Source organism: Candidatus Agathobaculum pullicola, assembly GCF_052117205.1.
GTDB classification, from domain to species: Bacteria; Bacillota; Clostridia; order Oscillospirales; family Butyricicoccaceae; genus Agathobaculum; species Agathobaculum pullicola.
This window is the reverse complement of sequence record NZ_JBQKJP010000005.1, coordinates 47,620-68,627: the sequence shown is the minus strand read 5'-3', so window position 1 is coordinate 68,627 and position 21,008 is coordinate 47,620. Positions and strand designations below refer to the sequence as shown.

Here is a 21,008-nt window from a genome sequence, read left to right as displayed (position 1 = left end):
TAAAATTATTCCTGCCGCAGCTGGAAACCGCCAATCAGACTTTTGAGCATCTCAGACTGTCCGGACAGCTCCTCACTCGCTGCCGCAGACTCTTCCGCAGTTGCAGAGTTTGTTTGCACAACGCTGGAGATTTGGTCAATGCCCTGCGTAATCTGGACAATCGAATCCGTCTCACGCTGAACCGCCTCGGCAACCTCATCCATACCGGATACCGCGATGCCTGCCGATTCCATCACACTACCAATTGCCTCGCTTACCTTCTGCATCATGGTAACGCCTTCATTAACCGCGCCAATCGACTTTTCAATCAGATCCTTTGTTGCCTTGGCCGCCTGATCCGACTTGTGAGCCAGATTACGAACCTCATCCGCAACAACCGCAAATCCCTTACCAGCAGCACCCGCGCGTGCAGCTTCAACCGCTGCATTGAGCGCCAAAATGTTAGTCTGGAATGCAATATTCTCAATGGTCGAAATGATCTTGCTGATTTCCTGAGAAGACTCAGAAATATTGCTCATAGCATTACCCAGTGTTGCAATGTATTCTCCGCTCGCTTGTACTTCTCCACCTGCTCTATCCGCAGCTTCTTTCGCCTGCATTGACAATTGCAATGTGCGCTGACTATCAGCCGAAATATCATTAATGGTGGCAGAAAGTTCCTCAACCGCACTTGCCTGCTCCGTTGCACCCTGTGCCAGCGACTGTGCACCGGAAGAAACCTGTTCTGCGCCCGCAGATACCTGAGCGGATGCTGTATTGATTTGCGCCAATGTATTGCTCAACCCAATATTGATACCACGAACATGCTGGAGAAGCTGCTCGTAATCACCAATGTAATAATTGCAATCACGGGAACGAACATTGAAGTTGCCATTCGCCATCTCGCCAAGTAGATAACCAACGTCACCAATCAGATCCTGTAGGTTCTTTACAATGCTTGCCATCTGTTTCGCCAGTCTGCCAGTTTCATCCTTGGTATGGATTTCAGGAACCGGAGAAGAAAGGTCACCCTCACTCAGCTTGCGAATGCGCTCAGCGCAAAGTTGAATCGGCTTACTAATCGACTGTGCCAGACGAATTGCAATGATCGTACCAATCAGAAGAATCACAACAATCAGAATGCCCATAATGATTGCTGAGGTGTAAACCTCACCCATGAAATCCGACTTGGGAACAGAAATGCCCAAACTCCAGCCATCCGTATTATTGACTGGTGCATAAGCGAATAATTTGGTCACCCCATCGAGGCTATACTCACCGACACCGCTGTTTCCTGCTCGCATATCCACCGAGTAAGCAGCCAACTGCTCCAACGAAGAATTTGATTTCGCTTCTTCCTCGATATTTTGAGTAGTAACCGTGTCCATCGTAACATCCGCAATTATAGTACCCGTCTTATCCATCATAAGGGCCGAACTATTGTCGCTGACATTGATAGTTGACATGATATTATTCAAAAAAGTTTCTTCCGGAACAAAATACACGACGCCTACAATTTCATTCCTGCCATCGCCATCCCGATAAACCGGAGCCGCAACCAGAACAGAAAGTTTACCAGTCACCTTACTTATCATCGGCGTGGAGACAAAGCTATCGCCATTTTTTGCACGCTGGAAATACTCTCTATCTGAATAGTTGTTACCATCAAAATAGCTGTTGCCCTGTAAATCAAGCAGATTTCCACGCGTCATATTATTATTGATTGCCAGCTGCTTGATGTACTCCTGCTTTTCTTCCAGCGGAACATCTTCGCTTCCCAACACTTGGCTTTGTCCCGCCGCAGTAGCAATCTCAGAATAGGAAAGCAGTTCATACTCCACGCGGCCCGCAGCAATTTCGGCCGTACCTGCCATCGCCGTTTTGAGCATGGCATTAGAGCTTTGCAGGCTCGTTACAATGCTCACAATGCCGATTACTAGCATACCTATTACTATTGTGGCACTCATGCCTAGCAATATTTTTCCTTTCACACTCTTCATTTCATAACCACCCTTTTACCGTCATAGGATATATCCTATATCGTCAGAATTTGCTTTTAAATAACGACAGATTTCGATTATTTATTATTTTTTATTTATCGCCAGCTTTTTCTTAATATGAATTTTTTTTGCAGGTTTTCCCTTGCGTTTCCTTGCAAAAACATGTACTATTATATTGTAAACTTTTTAAAAGGAGAATCAAAGAGAGCGAATGAAAAAACAAGGATTATTGTTTTCCCTAATCCTGTGTGCGCTGCTTTCTGCCTGTGGCGGCAAGGGGGAGTCGGCCGAGGATCTTCTCGCTTACTATACGTTTGAAGGCGATACCATCCCCTCTATCGAGCAGTTCATAACCGGTGAGACCGGCGGGCGTTTGGTTGCAACGCTCAGCCCGGATACAGCAGCCAGCGATCAAAACGCTACTGCAGGAACCGATGCACAGGATACCTCGGATGGCACCAGCAATGGGGAAACCGGGAACGCCGGAAATGCTGTTGCCGCAACGGAAGCGCACAACTATCTTTCCTACGACTATCAGCAGTTTGTAGAAGGCCAACCGGCTTCTATTGCCAAATCGTATGTCTCTCTTTTAGAGAGTGATGATATTGCACTGCACACCGAAGGCAAGAATGAACCGTCCTTTAATAGTGATGCCGGTTCTGTTATCCTCATACGTCAAGCGGTAGCAACCGACAGCAGCGGTGCACCGCAGAAAAAGCAATCGCCGTCTGCTTCAATGGATATGGAGGCAGATTCCTCAGAAAATACCGAAGCATCTGAAGATTCCGCACCGCTTCCCTACTCTTCCTATGAATATGATACTCAGATGCGTTTTCGGGTGCGCATCGACTGGACTCCTACCAGTTTCCTCATTACATTGGATAAAACCGATGGACAGGATTTCGTCACTTCCTTGGAGGAAGCCGGTACATTCCTTTCTTTCTCCGGCGCAAAAGCGATGATGAGTACGGTCACGCCGGCTGAAATCGGACTTCCCGGCCAATCTATGTCGGAATACAGTCTCAAGCCCGGTCCCGGCTTCGTTATGGTGGACGGGCAAGCATGCTTGACGGTGTATGTATACGGAAAGAATTCTGTGGGAACCAACTCTCTAATGGGTACTTATTTTATATCCTCTGACTACGCCTCCCTGTATCGTCAAGTCGGGGAAACCTCTGACGAAGTGGAGCAAATCGAATTCCCAACCGATATCCCTGATGATCTGCTGACCCAAGGTGAGACTGCGGTTAAAACCACGCCAACTTCCTAATGGAAAACGCATAAAAAAGAACGGCACTTTCGGTGCCGTTCTTTTTTATGCGTATGTGTCAATGACCTGTCCCATGCCGGAAGTATCCGGAAGCATCCTCAATAATTCCTGCGCTGCCAACTCTGTGGAGTCCATTGCTTTCTTCGCTACCGAGATAGAAACGCTCTGCTGAAACTGTGCCGCATACGTGTTCACAGACATTGCGGCAATGCTGTCCATCATTTCAAGCCACCTCCCTTTGCATTTGCGACCCTTTTTGAGAATCGCTATTATTTGTATCGACCACGCAGCAGCGCAGTTAATACCATACATTAATCTTTTAAGATGTACACTTTGGCCGGACGGATGCCAAAATCAGTTGCCTCTTCACCTGTCATAAAAAACAGGTCAATCTTGGCTCCCTTAATCAATCCACCGGTATCCTCTGCCAGACCCGGTCCATAGGACCAAGATTTATCCCCGCCATCCGATACCACATACAGCCTACTGCCAAGCGGAATCACACGCGGATCAACCGCAATGGTTCCGTATTGCGTCACCGTACCGGATGCGGTGATTTCACCGCCATCTTCTATTCGATGATAGGCGGTTGCGGTTACATCAATCACAGCCGTATATTCATAACTCGAACCGTCGCCCGCTGTAATAATTTTCTTCTCTGTATCGTCTTGGATTCCTGCGGGAACAGACCAAACCTGTGAGCGCCCCGCCGTCGACAGTTCACCGGTGCTCTCCGTTTCCGGCTGAATTGCAGGCAAAGTTTGATTGTTTGCTGTTGCCTGTGGCTCCTCAGAAACGGCCAGCTCCTCCTGATTGCTCTGGACAATCCGGATTCCCTGCTTAACAATGCAATTGATGGGGGACTTTACTTCTTCCTCCTTGATAACCTCGCGAGAAACCTCTTCTCCATCATGTTCCTCAACCCAGTATTCAATACTTTTTTCTCCATTTTCACCATATCTGGCAATTTCCTGCTTTCCCTTAAGCAGTTGGTCATCGTACTGTATCTCTACGGAGAATGGGATGTCTTCTGTTTCTGTTGCTGTTGTAAAAGTGACACGCGTGACTGTGATATGGGTGCTTTTCGACAGCCAATCGTCCATATCCGGTGTTACAATATCATCGCTGCCAACACTGATACCGTTTGCCTCCAGAAGCTCCCCTACTGTACAAGGAGCCGTGCGTACGGTTAATGTCTCGTCACTGGTCTCGATTGACACATCAAAGGTTTCTTTGAGTGTCAAATAAATAATACCGTCATCATCTTTCCGATTGACAACCTCAACATTGCGGAACCCGGCTTTACTGCATGCCTCCTCCACCGTTCCGGGATAGAGACGCACAGTTTCATGCCGCTCACCGTCTGTCATCACATATGTGCAGGCTGCACTACGGATAATGATGATCCGGAATAATCCAAAAAGCAGCAAACAAGTCATAACAGCTGCTATAGCAAACAGCTTGAGATCTATTTTACACTTTTTGGACTCTTTCTTATTGCGCAATCCTTCCAATCTGCCAACACCGCCCCCAGTCAATCAATATTCCAATTTATTAATATACTGCTCTCTTCTGGATTTTACAAACACAAATACAGTTTTGTAAATTTAATAATATTATATATGTTAATCCAGATAATTGCAATGGATAAATACCCGGGGGCTTCATTGGATAAATGGATTAGCGCCATATTTTTCTTCCATTTTCCGCAGCGTTATTCCACCAAGTAAAGCCTTAATCTGTGTATCCCGATACCTCATGCTGCTTCACTTGTTGGAATATTAAAACCAAATTTTATGCCTTCTCAAAAACAAGCATTCAATATCTTATACTTTACTCTTGTGAGCATTGACTCATAGTCTGCATCATCCACAGCCCACCTTTGACAATATTAGTGTGACTAATCTTTCTTGTGCATTCCATCTATCCATACGAACTATTGGTGAATGCAGCCAAAATATATATCTATGCAATATTGATGATCTATTCGGTATGCTACAGGCGATCAAAGAAGCGTATCGCAAGAGCCGTCGCAACGGTGGATCGTCCATCAGGTTTGCATTTTCACTCGATACGTCAACTGGTGGGACATCGAAACGTAATCCCTGACCTGGAAAAGAGCTGTACCGCTGTAACCGTGGAAGAAACAGAACAGAATCTGTGCCAGTTTTCTAAAACCTATCGCAAGCAATATCCTTTCTGAAGGTATTTATTCCAACTTTTGTCCGTACCTCCCTAGTCTGAATAATTATTACATGAGCAATTGGTATGGTGGTTTAAAATCATTTCTTCCATCAATCACCACAGCTTTTTTTATTTGGGATCCAATTACACAGCTTCCGTTAAACAATACACCAAAAATATCATCACAAAAATGACGATATGTTCCATCTTCCTCTGTATCAATGAGCTCAGACCAAGCTTGAAAAGATCGATCAAAACATAAAATGCCCTGTTGAATCTGAGCCAGTGCATTACAATCTCTATAGCCATTCACTTCATCCTGATATATAAACTCTCCATTAGCGTCACAGCAGAGCAGAGTTTCATAACGATCAGATAGAATTGCCTCCATGAACATAAATTCTTTGACTGTACTAAATCGTGGATGATATCGTGTACAATCTCCAAATAATGAAATAATACAATTATGCCCATGATCTACATCGTTTTTTAGATCCAAAGTGGCAAAGTACATTCCCAAAATATCCACATCTGATCCTAACAATTTTGATAGTCCAAACTGAACAGTGCCCTTCGAGCAAAAATCGTATAAAACAACTTTTTTAGCATGCAGTAAACCGATTTTTTTCAAATACCCGATATAATTACTCCGCTCTCGCTTGGCGTTTTCCAGTATTCTATCTTGATATCGCAAAACAAACCGTACTGCGTCATCGGGATTATATGTAGAAGATACCTCCTCTAAAGCCTCACCATCGGTTTTATCGGGAGAAATACCAAATCTCACCAACAGCAGTTCTCCTTTTGTTGCATCAAAGGAGTCTGACAACATTGCCAAAATATCAGCCTCACTTGTCAACGCCGCCACTGTTACCGCTCTGCGAGATGTCTTGAAATACAAACCTTTTGGCAGATGCTCCTTATTTTGTATCCATCGCTTACGATATAGCTTTTCTATCAAATAGCCGTCTCTAGCCGAAAAGAGAATCATATCATAGTTTTTATCCCAAACTTTATCACACATCCACCGAACAAAGCAGGAAATAACCGGACCGATAAAGACAAAACCAAATTGAAATAGATCGTCTATACATGCCATGCCCTTAGTGGAACCAAGCACAAACGGATCATCAAACAATTTTCTTGCGGCAATCCCCAGTGTAAGCATGCTATCGGGCGTCTTGGCTTTTGCTACCAGTTTTCCCATAGAAGAGTGAAGAAGCATATCATATGCACTGAAAATAGGATAGGTAACAAAGCCGTGCATACGGGCCATGACATCGTCCACTGCGGCATTATCGCCAATATGCAATATTGTGCCAGAATAGTCCTTGCGCACTGTATCAAAAAGCGCCCCAGACGCTTTGGTTGCCTGATGCTCACAAGAAACATATAATTGATGATAGCCTGTATATCCGGTCATTTTAAGCAGAATCTGCATCTTTTCCATGTTTAGATACATGTCACTTACTAAAATGACTGTTTTTTTTAGCCGCAATGCGTAGTTATAAATATCTTGCATATATTTTCGCGCATGACACGCTTTCTGCTCCAATGCAAATTCCAAAGCGCTTGCCTTATCAACGATTTCCTTTGACCATGCATAATACACACCCAACTGCGCATATACCTGATTAAGATTTGGAACACAGACTTGATTCAGCTGTGCCTCAGCAGCCTGTCTTTGGACGGCAAACTCTTTGCAGGAAATTCCCTCCTTCTGCATCTTGCGCTCCAGAAAGAAAAACAAATCCACAGGCCTGAGAACATCTCTGACTATCAAAGTATCAAAAACATCAAATGATACCACATCAGCCATCGCAATCTTCTGTTTTAAAGCATCGCTGCTGCTATTCCAATACGGAAGATCACTGGAAAAAGATTCCTGCTTTTCCTCTATCAAACGCTTTCCGTCAATATTATAAATCGGAATATGATGAGTAGATTCCAACCCCCGAATTCGGTCGAAGATAATGGGAACAACCGTCGGTCTCGCAATAATTATGATCAATCCCGCTTGCCGGGAAGCATCCTCAACAGAAAGCACCGGCTTTCCCATAACAACACTTCCCTCGCTCAGCGGATCCATTAACCCAATAATATTGGGATCCTGAATCTCCGTCAAAATAGCTTTTGTATTGATTCCAACCCCATAGAGCACAATATTCTTTTTACCCAGAAAATGCGTTTTATACGATTCAATCACATACAAAGTGTCCTGAGACAGTCCCATGCTATCCCTCATCTCCCCTGCTGCTCTGCAACAGGAACATAATCCTGATTCACCGAAAAACATCCTTTACAGCGCGTACAATAGGAGATGTCCCCTGTTTTTGTATAGCCCAAATCAAATTCTGCCAATTCCACCTTGCGTTTCGCATCGAAGTGAGATAGATCAAAATAATCGTTGGCACTGGGTGTAAACAATCCAGCGGCCTCTGCGCTGGCCTCCAAGTGACAATAGTAAAATTTCTTTTGATATAAACCGCGGAATGGTGCATAGCATTCGTCAAAAAATGCAATAGGATCACCCTTCCAGTTGGAAGGTCGTTGATAATCCGGGAAGCCAAAGCTGATCCATTGCTCGTCCACACCATGCCGAAACCGAATACCATGTGCACGCAGCGTATCTTGAAAGCGATCAACTTTTTCGGCTAAATAAGGCAATCCCTTTCTGTAATCGCTCACTTGTACCTCGATATCATATTCACGCATTAACTCCAACAGTTCATCCGAAGGAATTAATGTGCCATTCGAGAAAAAAACAACCTGATGAACACGACTACCATAATTCTCACACAGATATTGTGTCAATTCCAAAATATTGGGATAGAGAAACGGCTCTCCACCTAAAAGAGTAAATACCTGCACTTGGTCCACCCAGCTGAAATACGCATCAATATCTTCTTTCAGCAAGGACAAATTTCGGTGCTTCGGATGCTCAAAATAAGGCATGAGCATATTGCAGTTTTTGCAGCGCAAATTGCAATACTCTGTCACTGAAAGATCCGTTCTAGCCAAGTACAATTTATTTTCCGAAATGACAGCATGTGCAGAGAGGAAATACCTACTATCGCAAAAATCTTCTAGTTCTTTGAGACCTTGCTCACGTAATGCAGCCCGAATCTCTGGATAAGCCAACGAGGCCACAATAATCTTGTGATTCGGAAAAGTTCTTTTGCATTGCTCCCATGAAAACACAGGTTTTCCATGGAACTCCGTTTCCCATTTTTGTGGATCATTATCTATGAAAGCATCACAAATAATACTTGCTCCGCTCATGTTGAGTAAATAATCTGCAGTATTCGATGTTCCCCAAATCAAATACGGTATGCTTTTATTCCATTTCACTACAAATTGATCTAACAAATGGTTTTTATTATCAGACTTCATATCACATACCTCTACTATTTTTGCGCATTGCCGCAAAACACAATTGATTGCCCCATACACAAATTTATTACAAAAAATTCTTAAGACAATATTTTGTTATATGGCATATAATACGGTTTCTGTAGCAGAAAACTTATTATGATGCCTCAAATAAAATTTGTAATCTGGATTCAAATGCTTTAAATAAGACCATATATCAGTAAAATCATTCATTTTATGATACACACAGATAGCCAACATCGGTTTATTCTCTATGATTTGTTTTTCGGCTCCATGCAGAGCTTCCAACTCACAACCTTCAATATCCATTTTCATATATGTAATCGGTTCAGAAATAACATCATCAATGGCAACTACATTTATGGTTTCAGTTGCATGTGACATGTTAGAAACCAAATGCCCATTGCCGGCGATTACATTTCCCTCTAAAGAAAAATATAGTGTAGTTGTATTACTCCATGCGCCCTTTTGTTCTATAATTATTTTATTTACATATTCTTTTTGAGACTGTTTTATTTTCTCCAAAAGCGGGATACAATTTTTGTCAGGCTCAAAACAATAAATTCGTTTAAACTGCGGACAATGTTGTAAAAAACCTAACAGAGTATCTCCATTATTGGATCCAAGTTCCACCATTACTTCATCAGCAGAAAATTCTATCAAATCCTTTGGATAATATTGATCAGGCGCATAACAAATAGAAAAATAATCCGGATTACCAGAGATACGACCTTGCAGAACACAATCAAAAGTTTTCTTGGAGACCTCATCTTTCAGGTCATTTTTAAATGCAATCAACTCTTGCCAGTGTTCAATCAAATAATGACGATACTTGTTTATATTCGGAAAAAAATTCAAATATATCTCGGTTTCAAAGGAATAAATATTTTGCGATTTAAAATTTTGGGTAAGTTTTTCTCTAATTTCCTCCCTATGCGACGGTGCAGTTATCAAAAAGATACAGTCCGGATCTGAATTTCTTTTCAGAAAAGAATCGTATGCTATTACATCAAATTCTCCATATTTCCCGTTATAATTGGTGTCTAATATTGCTATTGGCTTTAAACCAGATTTTTTCAAGTATGCTAAAGAGAATTGTAAATAATGTCCTGCGCCATAACAATAAAAAGGATGCTTTCCATCTTTTACCTTGCGAACAAACTGTTCGCCAAGATTTTCTTCGTTTTGGACGAAATTTAAAATATTATCCAACATATTCAACTACCTCAGCATAGCTTTTAATTTGTTCACGCATTACTGCGGCAATGTTTTCGCCTTGCAGCCATGCTTTTACCCACGCCACAGTCTTTTCAACTGCAGTATCCACATGCCAACGCGGACTCCATCCTATTGCCTCTCTTATTTTCATATGATCCAGACGTAGGCAGTTCGCCTCATGAGGAGCGTTGCGTTCACAATTATGCGTCCAAGAAACGTTTTCTCCCCACGCTTCACAAAAAAGATCTGCCAATGCCCCTGTTGTAATGCAATCACACACATCCGGCCCTATATTGTAGCTTCCGGCAATGTGCGCATCCTCCATCTGCCGTTTCGCCACCAACAGATAGGCCATCAAAGGCTCCAGAACATGCTGGTATGGGCGCACGGAAAATGGATTCCGCAAAAAAATTTTTTCCCCAGATATGACACTCCGGATGCAGTCAGGCAGAATACGATCTGGCGCAAAATCGCCGCCGCCAATCACATTTCCAGCCCTCATAGTACAAAGTGGAATATGAGCATCAGCGAAAAAGCTGCGTACATAGCAGCCGCTAACCAACTCAGAGCAGGATTTGGAGTTGGAATATGGATCGAAGCCATCCAATCGATCCGATTCTCGATATCCCCACACCCACTCTTTATTTTGATATACCTTATCAGTGGTCACATTGACCATACTTCTGACAGTATCAGATTGCCGTACGCATTCCAGTATATGAACGGTTCCCATCACATTGGTTCCATATGTTCCAACAGGGTCTTGATAACCCGCCCTGACAATGGGCTGAGCAGCCAAATGGAAAACAATCTCCGGACGTGTCTGTTGGAAAACGCGTTGGAGATGTGAGAAATCTCTCACATCACCAATAATAGAATTCATGGATCCTTCCAAGTCAGATAAATGATATAAATTAGGCTCCGTATTCGGCAAAAGTGCATAGCCGGTGACCTCAGCACCTGCATCCACAAGAATACGACATAGCCACGCTCCCTTAAACCCGGTATGTCCTGTCACGAAAACCCGTTTTCCGCTATAAAATGACAGCAACTCTTTCACTGTGCTCTCCCCTTCGGCAAAAGTTCAACGTCCGACCGCGCGATGAATCTGCGCAGCAATCTCCCGCAACATAGCTTCACACATACCTGGATATACACCTACCCAAAAGCTATTCAGCAGGATCTGATCTGTTACGGTTAACGGAGCGGCTATTCGATAATCCTTGCCTTGCTCCAGCGCAAGGAAGCACGGATGACGCAGCAAATTTCCGGCAAACAAAGGTCGAGTCTGTACCCCAGCGGTCTCTAATGCAGAAACGATATCGTTTCGAGAAACATGGCATTCCGGCCTTACCGTAATCAAAAATCCAAACCAACTTGCCTGTGCATTCTCTGACTCTTCCGGCAGCAGCAGAATATCACTTAAATCATCCAACGCATCACGAAGAACGCTCCAATTTCGCCGACGCTGTTGAGTAAACAACGGCAGCTTTTTCAGCTGCGCCACCCCTATTGCCGCCTGCATATCTGTTGCTTTCAGATTGAACCCCAAATGCGAATATACATATTTGTGATCGTATCCTTGGGGTAATGTACCAAATTGTCCCGTGAAACGATGTCCACAGGTGTTATCCTGCCCTCCCGGACAAACGCATTCCCGTCCCCAATCTCGCAGAGACCGGATAATCTTATGCAGCAAAGGATCTTTGGTATATACTGCCCCACCCTCGCCCATTGTGATATGGTGCGCCGGATAGAAACTGGAGGTCCCAATATCTCCCACGGTGCCGGTCATTTGCAAGCCGCTTGCCATTCGATACATTGATCCCAAAGCATCACAGTTATCTTCGATGAGCCATAGTCCATGCTGCTTACAGAAAGCCTTTACTGCAGATAAATTAAAGGGGTTTCCCAACGTATGCGCAAGCATCACCGCCTTAGTCTTCGATGAGTATGCATTTTCCATCTGTGACACATCTACATTGCAAGAGGGCAACGACATGTCCACAAACACCGGAACCGCCCCATATTGAACCATAGGCGCCACAGTCGTAGGAAAACCCGCAGCAACTGTGATCACCTCATCTCCCCGCTGAATACGCCGCTCTCCCAAAAGCGGCGATGTAAGAGCAGAAAAGGCTAATAGATTTGCTGATGAGCCGGAATTGACCAAAGAGCAATACGGAACATTCAAGTATTGCGCAAACTCTTTTTCAAACTGATCAGCATATCGTCCTGCAGTCAGCCAGAAATCCAGAGAAGCATCCACCAATGCGCACAGTTCCTCGCTATCGTAAACCCGGCCAGCATATGGAATACGATCTCCACTCTGATATATTTTTTTTGTGTGATAAGTGTCGGCATATTCCCGCACCAGCGCCAGAATCTGCTCCCGTACCAATGCTTCCCCTGTATTTGGCATAACTGTAACCCTTTCATCCGCGGTATCTGATACATCAATAAAACTGTGTTTTAACTTTTATCTTTTAGAAAATAGCAAGACAACGATACGTAATTCTCAACGGAAACACATCAAAACAGATTGAACCGGTATTGTAGCATATCATTCCACTTTAAGCCGCAGCATGTATATTAACATTGTTATTGACTATGTTTGCACTGATTCACTAATTGATTCCTGTTGTCTTTTGGTGCATTTCTGAAGGCCATAGAATTGACCCATTTTGCTTATAATATTCTATGAGCTCATTAATTGCTGTTTTCATTGGTGTCAATACATAGTTACCTCCCATTTCATCTCGCAATCTACTGTTATCACCTGTATACGCAAGTTTCCAGCCTGATTTTTTCTGCAGTATAGCTGGATCTTGATTAAATGATTCACATATCATACATCCAAGGCTATATAGATCGATTTCTCTGCCAGAGCACACGTTATAGGTGTGGTATCTGGGATCATGGTATAAAAACCACTCCAAAATCGGCATTAGATCCTGAATATACAGATAATCAAAATACATATTGGGTCCCATCTGCATAGGCTGTCCAGTTAAATATAGATAGATTAAATTTGAAATAAAGCGACGTTTCCATTCCTCATATTTTCCGAATACGCCAAACAATCGTAGATTGAATAGATTACATGACGTTTCTGCCGCTTTAGACATAATATACTTTGAAAATCCATAGTCATCTGCAGGAATATGTGTGCCAAAATAAGATTCTGGCATCCGCGGAATATAGTGGCGCTGGTCATACTCTGCCCCTGAACCAAAATATAATAGTTTACCATAATATTCAGTGCAATTAGCCAAATTGAAAAACATGCGAAGATTTGCCTCTATAACAACCGAACTTTTCTCTGGATGTGCAAATTTATTGACATTTGCTGCATGGATGATTACATCCGGAGATGCACTACTTAGATATGTCCTGACCGCCACATCATCTGTTAAATCCAATTCTTCATGGCTAGGTGCTAAAATATCGTACTTTTCTTTCCAACTCTCATAAATATTCCGACCTATAAACCCCCTGGCACCAGTCAATACAATTTTCATTCTGCTTGCTCCTTTGCCGGAGAAAAAGCCGTAGTCACTTTCCAACATTTTTGTTATTCGTTTTTATACATGACCCAATTTTCTCCCAGCTCATGCCATTTCCCGAATATATTTATCAATTCTATTGTCTGTCTATGCTTTTTCGCAAAAAAAGTTCCGCCCGAAGCCAAAGATCTTCTCACCAAGGAAATTAGCTCTGCAGAATGAGCATCTACAAGAAAACCATCCTCCCAAATAATATATTGATAACACCGTATAGAAAGAAAGTCTCGTGCCTCAGATACTGAAGATATAATTTGTACTTCGTCACTAACGCCTTCCAAATCTTGTTTATATTGCTCTGCATCTGTGATATTACATAAAGAAACATCCATATTATAGCAATATTCCTTAATTTGTTCTTTTATTTTTAAAGAATTTGCTCCAAAACCACAACTAATACCTAAGATATCAACATGGGCTGATTCATTACCTACTACCCTTTTAAGAAACGGTTTAGCAAAACAAAAACCTGTTCCCCAAGGATCTACGCCATAAGCATTATAAAACGACTTGCGGCCATTTAGATAATATTCCGCTTCTCCCTTTTTTTGAACTTCGCTCTTTAATGTCACTGAGCCGAAATGATGGCAATATGCATCCTTTGCAATCATCATCTTGTATCCATTTCGCCGTAAAAAAAGCGACATCTTATCATCAGGAAATGAATTACTATCAAACGAATGAAATCGTCCGTTAAGGCAAAGGCCTGATGAGGAAACAAAAACTGAATTCCTTATAATATCAATTGGGTTACATAATCGAGTGCGCTGTTCCCACCGAAATGGATTACTTTGGTTATTATGCTCCGTAAATCTTATAAATTCTTCCTCTGTATCATAAGTGGCAGGAATACTCTGAAGATTGCTCACATTTGGTGTGCTTGGAACGACCCAAGCAATTTGAGGATCAGATCTTATACATGCCACTAAATTCTCGATGGTATTTTTCCCAATCAGCACATCATTACTGATGTGTATAGTGAACTCGCCTTCCACCAAGCGGATATATGAAGACACTCCTCCACCATTTACCGAGATATCAAGTTGCTTATCTGGGGACTTGCTTGCAAAATATGCTTTGGTTCCATCTGTAGATCCATGGTTGACAAAAATCAATTCATAGCGCAAATTAGTAGGCAAATTTTCTTCAAGACACTTCACACATTGCTTTGTATATTCCAACTTATTATAGCCTAAAACCATGATAGAAATATCATATTTATAATGTCCTTTTTGGATGGCTTCATCTATATAAGGATTGGCACAAAGTGAATAAATCTTTTCATTATAATATGCCTCTAATTCATCTGAATGTGATGACAAATACCCAAAATAGTAAAACTGCAAATACGTCTCTTGTAATAAAGGTAGCAATTCAAACTCTATTTTTTGAATACATATTTCTCTCTTAAACTGCCAATACAAACAAATTTGTTGCAAGGAATCTAGACACGACTGACTACCTGCATATAGCTTATGTGCACCAATAGATACACTATTTTCCTTTTTAGAAATTTCTACAATACTGGCAAGCCCACGATGGATATCAGAATACATCTGCCTAAACGTTGCATCATCTTCAAATTGAACGCTGGAATATAAGTATTGACAAGCTTCCTGCATTGTGGATAAAAGTGATAAAACCTGCATTACCTTTTTTTCATTCATAATATACCCTATATACCCCAAATTTCAGTTCAAAATACCAAAATGATTCAACTGCAGGATTAGCTAACAATTAAGCAATATCGTCCTACAGCCAATAAGGTTTCTCCAACTGAATATGGTTTTTATAAAATATTCCCAATTCTCTTACCTTCCCTGTCCCTATCGTATCAGAGATCTTTAAATAATGAGAAAAATTCGAATTCTCCTTTATATACCGGATTTCTTTCTCTGGTTGATCACCAGATTCCCAAATCAGGATATCATCAGTAACAGTATCAATGTTCTTCAGTATTCTTAGGCCCATTTCACTATCCATATAAGGATACAATACTGTCAACATAATCGTCAAAGAAAAATGCTGAGATATATCAAAATCATCTAAGCTTGCGCAAACACATTTTATTTCGGAACAATATAATAATTTATTTAACCTCTTTGCAAATTCATGACTTTCTCGATTATACTCTATTGCTGTCACACAAGCACCCAATCTAGCAAAAAATTGCGAAAGATAGCAATAATAGGCACCCGCATCCAAAATTTTTCTGTCAGTAAATTTTATTTGATTATAGCACAGAAACTCTGATATTTTTTGAATTCTTGTATAGCCACCAATATCTCTATATGTAGAAAACTGATAAAAATTGGGGTGTGGTATTGGCGCATAAGCAGCTAGCATATTTTTTCCGAACATGAAATTCCTGCACTGTTCAAGCGCTTCACCGTTAATCCATGAATCATAATCTGATTTGGACATAGATGCAGGAATTAACGGAACTCCCTTTGCAACAAAGAAACTTACTCGATGACCACCATCTTTAATATTAAAGTATCCTTTAGGATTCCATTCTGCCAAAACAGGATGTGCCTCAAAAAAAGCTGCTCCCCGCTTGTATACACTTTCCAGACCATTATATACGGCAATCCGCTCTACGATTCGATTGGTTACAGCATCATCATCTCTTTCGTATAAATTCCATCTGGCTAAAGGGTTCTTCCCAACCCAATCTTTATACGCTTGAACAGCCGCCGTCGCATTGTATTCCATACCCATGCAAGCCTTGAAAAAGTGTATCACTTCATACCAACCCATATAGATCGGCAAATCAATCCTGTCAATAACGCACTGATTCGTTTCTATTTCTACCCACACATTTTGAGCTTGTATTTGCTCTCTCGATGCAGCAAAACAAAGATCAGTGGGAATATAAGCAACAATGAGCTCATCACCCTGTTCTATGACTGCGTCGTTAAAAAGTTTTCCAATGTTCATTTGATCAACATATTTTATAAAAACGCAATCTTCTGTAATATCCCCAGAAATCAAACGCTCATAAGTTTGTTCTAATTGTCTCATTTCACCCGAGTTTGGTATTATCCCCGAGCAAGGGCGATAAATAATTTTATCATACCCAAACTTGTGCAGATATGTAGCAATAGATTCATGCTCAAAAGGAGTTCGAACTGAAATAATGATAACCGTATGCTCTGTGTCACTATGAGGATATATCTCCGGGTCAAACACTTCTAAACCATACAGCGAGCCTATTTCTTTTGCCCGCCTATCAAAAAAGCCCATAATATGATACCCACAACGATTCATATTCTCATAGACAAGCTTTCCCCCCTCAGCTGCACCATAAATGATGTAACGATATGCTTTATCTAAGGTAAATACATCTAACATAGCAAACTCCCCATTTTTAGCTCCTGATGGTATGGTTATATCGTTAAAGAGCTTTTCTTTTACATAACCCTTTTCTAATAAAAATAATAATATGTCATCTACTTACATAACAAAGCTATGGACATATCGTTAACTATCCCCAAAATACAAACAAAACTTTTTATTATATTGGGCATTATCTATGCAAGCGCATATATTACTGTGTCATCACCCCATGGTGAATGGTGCCGCATGTAGATTTTGTATTCTGGGTACATATCTTTTAACAATAGTGGGATTTCCCATATGTCTGTCAGATGGTGGTAAATTGAAGCCATAATAATTGGATGCGCTGACTGAATTGTATGTCTGGCACCATATAGCGCCGGAATTTCTGCACCCTCAATATCCATTTTTATCAGATCCACATGATTGTTTTTGGTAATATTATCAATCGCATCTGCTTGAACCAGTAAATTACCGTTGTCACCAACATGACTTCCTCCACCCTGTGTTTGTGAAAAACTAAGCATTTCTTTTTTTTCCCACGCTGCTAATGGAAGTACACTGATATTATGCTGTTTAAACTTCTTTGCACACTCCTTCAAAATCAAATACTGCATTGGAGAGGGTTCTAACGCAAGATACTTCTTGCAAGAAAAACCGTGAGCCCAAAAATTTTCCATTGAGTCTCCAATATATGCTCCACAATCCACCACAGTATCTCCATCAAAACATGTAAGCACATCATTTCCAAAGTATGTATTTTGATCATATATCGATTCAAGAAAATGACGTTCTAAAGTTATTCTATATGCAAGTACATTTTGTAAAGTATCCTTAGATTTTTGATCTTGTAATAGATGATATAGCTCCTTAACTTGTTCAAAACAATTTATAATTGTTGCTTTAGCTTTATCACACCGTTCAATTCCCAAAAAATTACTACAGAAAAGCAAATTTGTATCAAACATCACATATTCAATTGCGTGTTTATCTAAAATACGATCAATTTTATACAAATAAGAACAAGCAATTATCACGATCACCGACTTGCCCATTTCAAAAACTTTTTCTTTATCTATTAGTGGGATTCCTTTCCAATATTCCCCTTTGTAATGCGGTGAACTATCCGTAACAAAACTCAAACGTAGGCCATGACATTCTAGAAATTGTTTTGCATAATTTGCCGCGCCTGCCGTTCCCCACACAACAATCATTGGAAACTGTTTTAATTTCTCCACCGCAACATCAGAAATCAGGCTATTTTCCTTCATTTCTTCAAAGCTCATCTTTGATAGCATTGTGAGATTCCTCAATTCTGTTTCTTATTGTTGTAGCTGCACTATCAATATTATCAATTGGTTTTCTATCACAGTATCTGCAAACAGTATCGTAATATGCACTTCTATCCAAATGCTTTAATTGCATAGTCCTCAATGTTGAACCAAACCACAAATCGTAGAGGGAATCCTTCGCTGCATTTCCGTATTTTGTTTCAGACTGCCAATCAACACAACAAGAAACAACATTCCCATTCGAATGAATGACCATATCCGTAAATGGAAATGTACAAATTCTACGGTTTTCACCTATAAGATAACATTTTTGTATTGCTTTGACTCCATCTGTTGGCAAATTTTCCATATGAAACTCCGGCCAATAAGATTCTACTTCTTCAATAAAATGAAAATCTGTGATATCTTTGAACAACTGATAAAACAATTTCACATCTTTCTCATTCTTTAATGAAGCATTTACAATTTTGGCAGATATTTTACTTTTAGTCGCGCGACTTAAACGATAAAAATCTGCTATATTTTGTCTTATTACCTGAAAAGAAACAGGTGATTTACATATCGTTTTATAACCCTCATCATTTAATGCCTCCACTGAGACTCGGACTAGATCTATCCCAGCATCAATCAATTTTTGGCTCAATTCTGGTATAAGTAAAGATCCGTTTGTCGTAATTCGGACTTCTCGACAAAGATGATTTTCCTTAATTACAGCGACCATGTCTGAAATTCTATGATTGAGCAATGGCTCTCCAAAACAATAGAGGTTGATCACCTTTATTGTACCATTAAACTTCTTTAACTCTTGAACGATTTTCTCAAAAAGACTCCATTCCATTATGGTATGTCGTTCCTCTTTGTGTTCATCAGAATTATTACACGGACAAAATGCACACTGAAAATTGCAAACACCACACGGATCCAAATAAATTGTAAATGGTGCGGCTAACGGGAGTACATCGCTTAAATTTTGCCGTAAATGTTGTGTTTCCATTCTTTCCATATTAATTCCACCTCGTGATTTTCGGCCACATATCTTCTAATGTACCAGACTTCATACTGCCATCGGGTTGCGGGAAAGCCTTGACGCGGGGAGAAACCGTTTCTTCTGGATCCACCCATACCGCGCACAAACTAGGACCATCCTCTTGCAAAATCTCAGGCAGCCGATCCCCAAGTTCTTGGTTATTGCATACAGTATGGGTCGTAAAACCGTATGCCGCAGCAATTGCACACACATCCGGAACGGTATAGCCACTATCTGGGCCGCTCGCCACACACATACCGAAGTTATTATTCTGCATATTGCGAATGCTGCCATATCCATCGTTGCACCAAATAAACATTTTAACCGGAAGATTCAGCCGATGCAGGGTTTCCATCTCCTGAATATTGAGTTGAAATGCTCCATCACCATTAATTAAAATCGTGCGTCGACCATGATTCGCAATGCAAGATCCAATAGCATACGGCAAACCAAACCCCATAGAGCCAAGACCGGCTGCATTTTTCATTTTCTGTCCGTATTTTAGCTGAAATGCCTGATAGGTGATTTCCCCTGCGCCGCCTGAGCTTTCAGGAACGATAATATCCTGTTCATCCAGATTTCGGCACAACAAATCGATAAAATAATACGGACTGACATATCGGGTTTTGTTCCGATGTTCTTCGGTAACAACAGGATATTTTGCACGCAACAGCTTGGCATGTGACCGCCAAGCCGCCCAGCTTTCTTTAGTCTCTAATGAAACTGTTGTCTGTGTGAAAGCATCATGCAGCGCCTGCAAAAACTCACCAGCGTCTGTAGCCAACGCTATCTCTTTCTTCATATTCATCCGATCCAACTCATGAGGATCGATATCCACTATGATGCGCTTAGCGCATTTTGCAAAATTCGCCTCGTTAAATGCGGTTAGACTAGTGTCCAGACGGCTGCCAATGGACAGTAACAGGTCAGCTTCTTGTAATATCAGATTTGCCCCTCGATCTCCCATAATACCAGGATGACCAGCGTATAGCGGATGTTCTTCTCCCATTAGGTCAATGGACTTCCAAGTCGTTTGCACCGGAATAGGCACCTGCTGCAACAATGCAAACAATGCGTCTTCCGCACCAGAAAGCTTAATTCCATTTCCAGCCAGCAGCAACGGCTTACGGCTCTCTTTCAACAGCTGAACACACCGGCTAACCGCGCCAGAAAGGTCCACACAAGCGCGGGATGGGATAGAAAATCCGCACAGGTCATTTTCTTCTATCTGTGCGCCCTGAACATCCAACGGGATGGACAACCATACCGGACCCGGTCGATTGGAAGTAGCTTCATACCAAGCTCGCTCCAGATGGTAACGAATCTCCTTTGGCTCCATAACTTCTACCGCATATTTGGTGATTGAGCGTACCATCGCAATCGTCTGTACTTCCTGAGATCCAATCTGCCGCACTCCAGTATCACCAATCAGGTCAGAACGTTTTGCCTGTCCAGAAATCACAAACATGGGGGTGGAGTCTATCCAACCAGCCGTCACGCCGGTTATAGCGTTGGTTGCACCCGGCCCGGACGTTACCATCAGCAACGCCGGACGGTTCTGATGCTGTCCATAAGCTTCCGCTGCAATCGCTGCCGCCTGTTCATGCTGAAAGCAAACATATGGGAGCTCATTGCGTCCCACAGAGTCTACCAAATGCATGGCACCTCCGCCAGGAAGCAAAAAACACTGTTCCACTCCTCTGCTTTGCAAAAACTGTATTACATAATCAGATAGTTTCATAT

15 protein-coding genes are annotated in these 21,008 nt (G+C 41.6%); 1 reads left to right on the top strand and 14 read right to left on the bottom strand.

Features of this window, described 5'->3' with window-relative positions:
• Positions 1–5: 5 nt before the first annotated feature.
• Positions 6–1,946, bottom strand: coding sequence for a methyl-accepting chemotaxis protein (locus ACTQ3V_RS03525; RefSeq protein WP_441466286.1), 1,941 nt, complete (start codon positions 1,944–1,946; stop codon positions 6–8).
• A 244-nt stretch (positions 1,947–2,190) separates the two neighbouring features.
• Here ACTQ3V_RS03525 and ACTQ3V_RS03520 point away from each other — a divergent pair, with 244 nt between their 5' ends.
• On the top strand, positions 2,191–3,249 hold the full coding sequence (locus tag ACTQ3V_RS03520; RefSeq protein WP_441466285.1) for a hypothetical protein: 1,059 nt from the start codon (positions 2,191–2,193) through the stop codon (positions 3,247–3,249).
• 45 nt (positions 3,250–3,294) lie between these two features.
• On the opposite strand, the gene ACTQ3V_RS03515 is transcribed toward ACTQ3V_RS03520, so the two are convergent.
• The 13 genes from ACTQ3V_RS03515 to ACTQ3V_RS03455 form a co-directional block, all read right to left on the bottom strand.
• Positions 3,295–3,471: a YjfB family protein gene (locus ACTQ3V_RS03515; RefSeq protein WP_441466284.1), complete on the bottom strand. Its 177-nt coding sequence runs from the start codon at positions 3,469–3,471 to the stop codon at positions 3,295–3,297.
• Positions 3,472–3,560: 89 nt separating this feature from the next.
• Positions 3,561–4,688, bottom strand: coding sequence for a 3D domain-containing protein (locus ACTQ3V_RS03510; protein ID WP_441466283.1), 1,128 nt, complete (start codon positions 4,686–4,688; stop codon positions 3,561–3,563).
• An 812-nt stretch (positions 4,689–5,500) separates the two neighbouring features.
• Positions 5,501–7,666 carry a hypothetical protein gene (locus tag ACTQ3V_RS03505; RefSeq protein WP_441466282.1) on the bottom strand — a complete coding sequence of 722 codons (2,166 nt, stop codon included), beginning with the start codon at positions 7,664–7,666 and terminating at the stop codon, positions 5,501–5,503.
• A gap of 8 nt (positions 7,667–7,674) precedes the next feature.
• Positions 7,675–8,826, bottom strand: a complete 1,152-nt coding sequence (locus ACTQ3V_RS03500; protein ID WP_441466281.1) for a radical SAM protein — start codon at positions 8,824–8,826, stop codon at positions 7,675–7,677.
• A gap of 96 nt (positions 8,827–8,922) precedes the next feature.
• Complete coding sequence (locus ACTQ3V_RS03495) at positions 8,923–10,041, bottom strand: FkbM family methyltransferase (protein WP_441466280.1); 1,119 nt, start codon at positions 10,039–10,041, stop codon at positions 8,923–8,925.
• The gene (gene rfbG, locus ACTQ3V_RS03490; RefSeq protein WP_441466279.1) at positions 10,031–11,104 is read right to left on the bottom strand and encodes a CDP-glucose 4,6-dehydratase; all 1,074 of its coding nucleotides are present in this window, start codon (positions 11,102–11,104) and stop codon (positions 10,031–10,033) included. Before rfbG ends, ACTQ3V_RS03495 begins: the two co-directional genes overlap by 11 nt.
• A gap of 24 nt (positions 11,105–11,128) precedes the next feature.
• Entirely contained in the window at positions 11,129–12,466 is a 1,338-nt protein-coding gene (gene rfbH, locus ACTQ3V_RS03485; RefSeq protein WP_441466278.1) for a lipopolysaccharide biosynthesis protein RfbH, read from the bottom strand.
• 205 nt (positions 12,467–12,671) lie between these two features.
• Complete coding sequence (locus tag ACTQ3V_RS03480) at positions 12,672–13,565, bottom strand: NAD-dependent epimerase/dehydratase family protein (RefSeq protein WP_441466277.1); 894 nt, start codon at positions 13,563–13,565, stop codon at positions 12,672–12,674.
• Positions 13,566–13,618: 53 nt separating this feature from the next.
• Positions 13,619–15,274, bottom strand: coding sequence for a glycosyltransferase (locus ACTQ3V_RS03475; protein ID WP_441466276.1), 1,656 nt, complete (start codon positions 15,272–15,274; stop codon positions 13,619–13,621).
• Between the two features lie 85 nt (positions 15,275–15,359).
• On the bottom strand, positions 15,360–16,961 hold the full coding sequence (locus tag ACTQ3V_RS03470) for a hypothetical protein (RefSeq protein WP_441466275.1): 1,602 nt from the start codon (positions 16,959–16,961) through the stop codon (positions 15,360–15,362).
• A gap of 179 nt (positions 16,962–17,140) precedes the next feature.
• A complete protein-coding gene (locus ACTQ3V_RS03465; protein WP_441466274.1) occupies positions 17,141–18,244 on the bottom strand; it encodes an FkbM family methyltransferase in 1,104 nt (367 codons plus the stop codon).
• A complete protein-coding gene (locus ACTQ3V_RS03460; protein WP_441466273.1) occupies positions 18,222–19,241 on the bottom strand; it encodes a radical SAM/SPASM domain-containing protein in 1,020 nt (339 codons plus the stop codon). The genes ACTQ3V_RS03465 and ACTQ3V_RS03460 overlap by 23 nt, the downstream gene beginning before the upstream one ends.
• 1 nt (position 19,242) lies before the next feature.
• A complete protein-coding gene (locus ACTQ3V_RS03455) occupies positions 19,243–21,006 on the bottom strand; it encodes a thiamine pyrophosphate-binding protein (RefSeq protein WP_441466272.1) in 1,764 nt (587 codons plus the stop codon).
• Between the last annotated feature and the right edge of the window lie 2 nt (positions 21,007–21,008).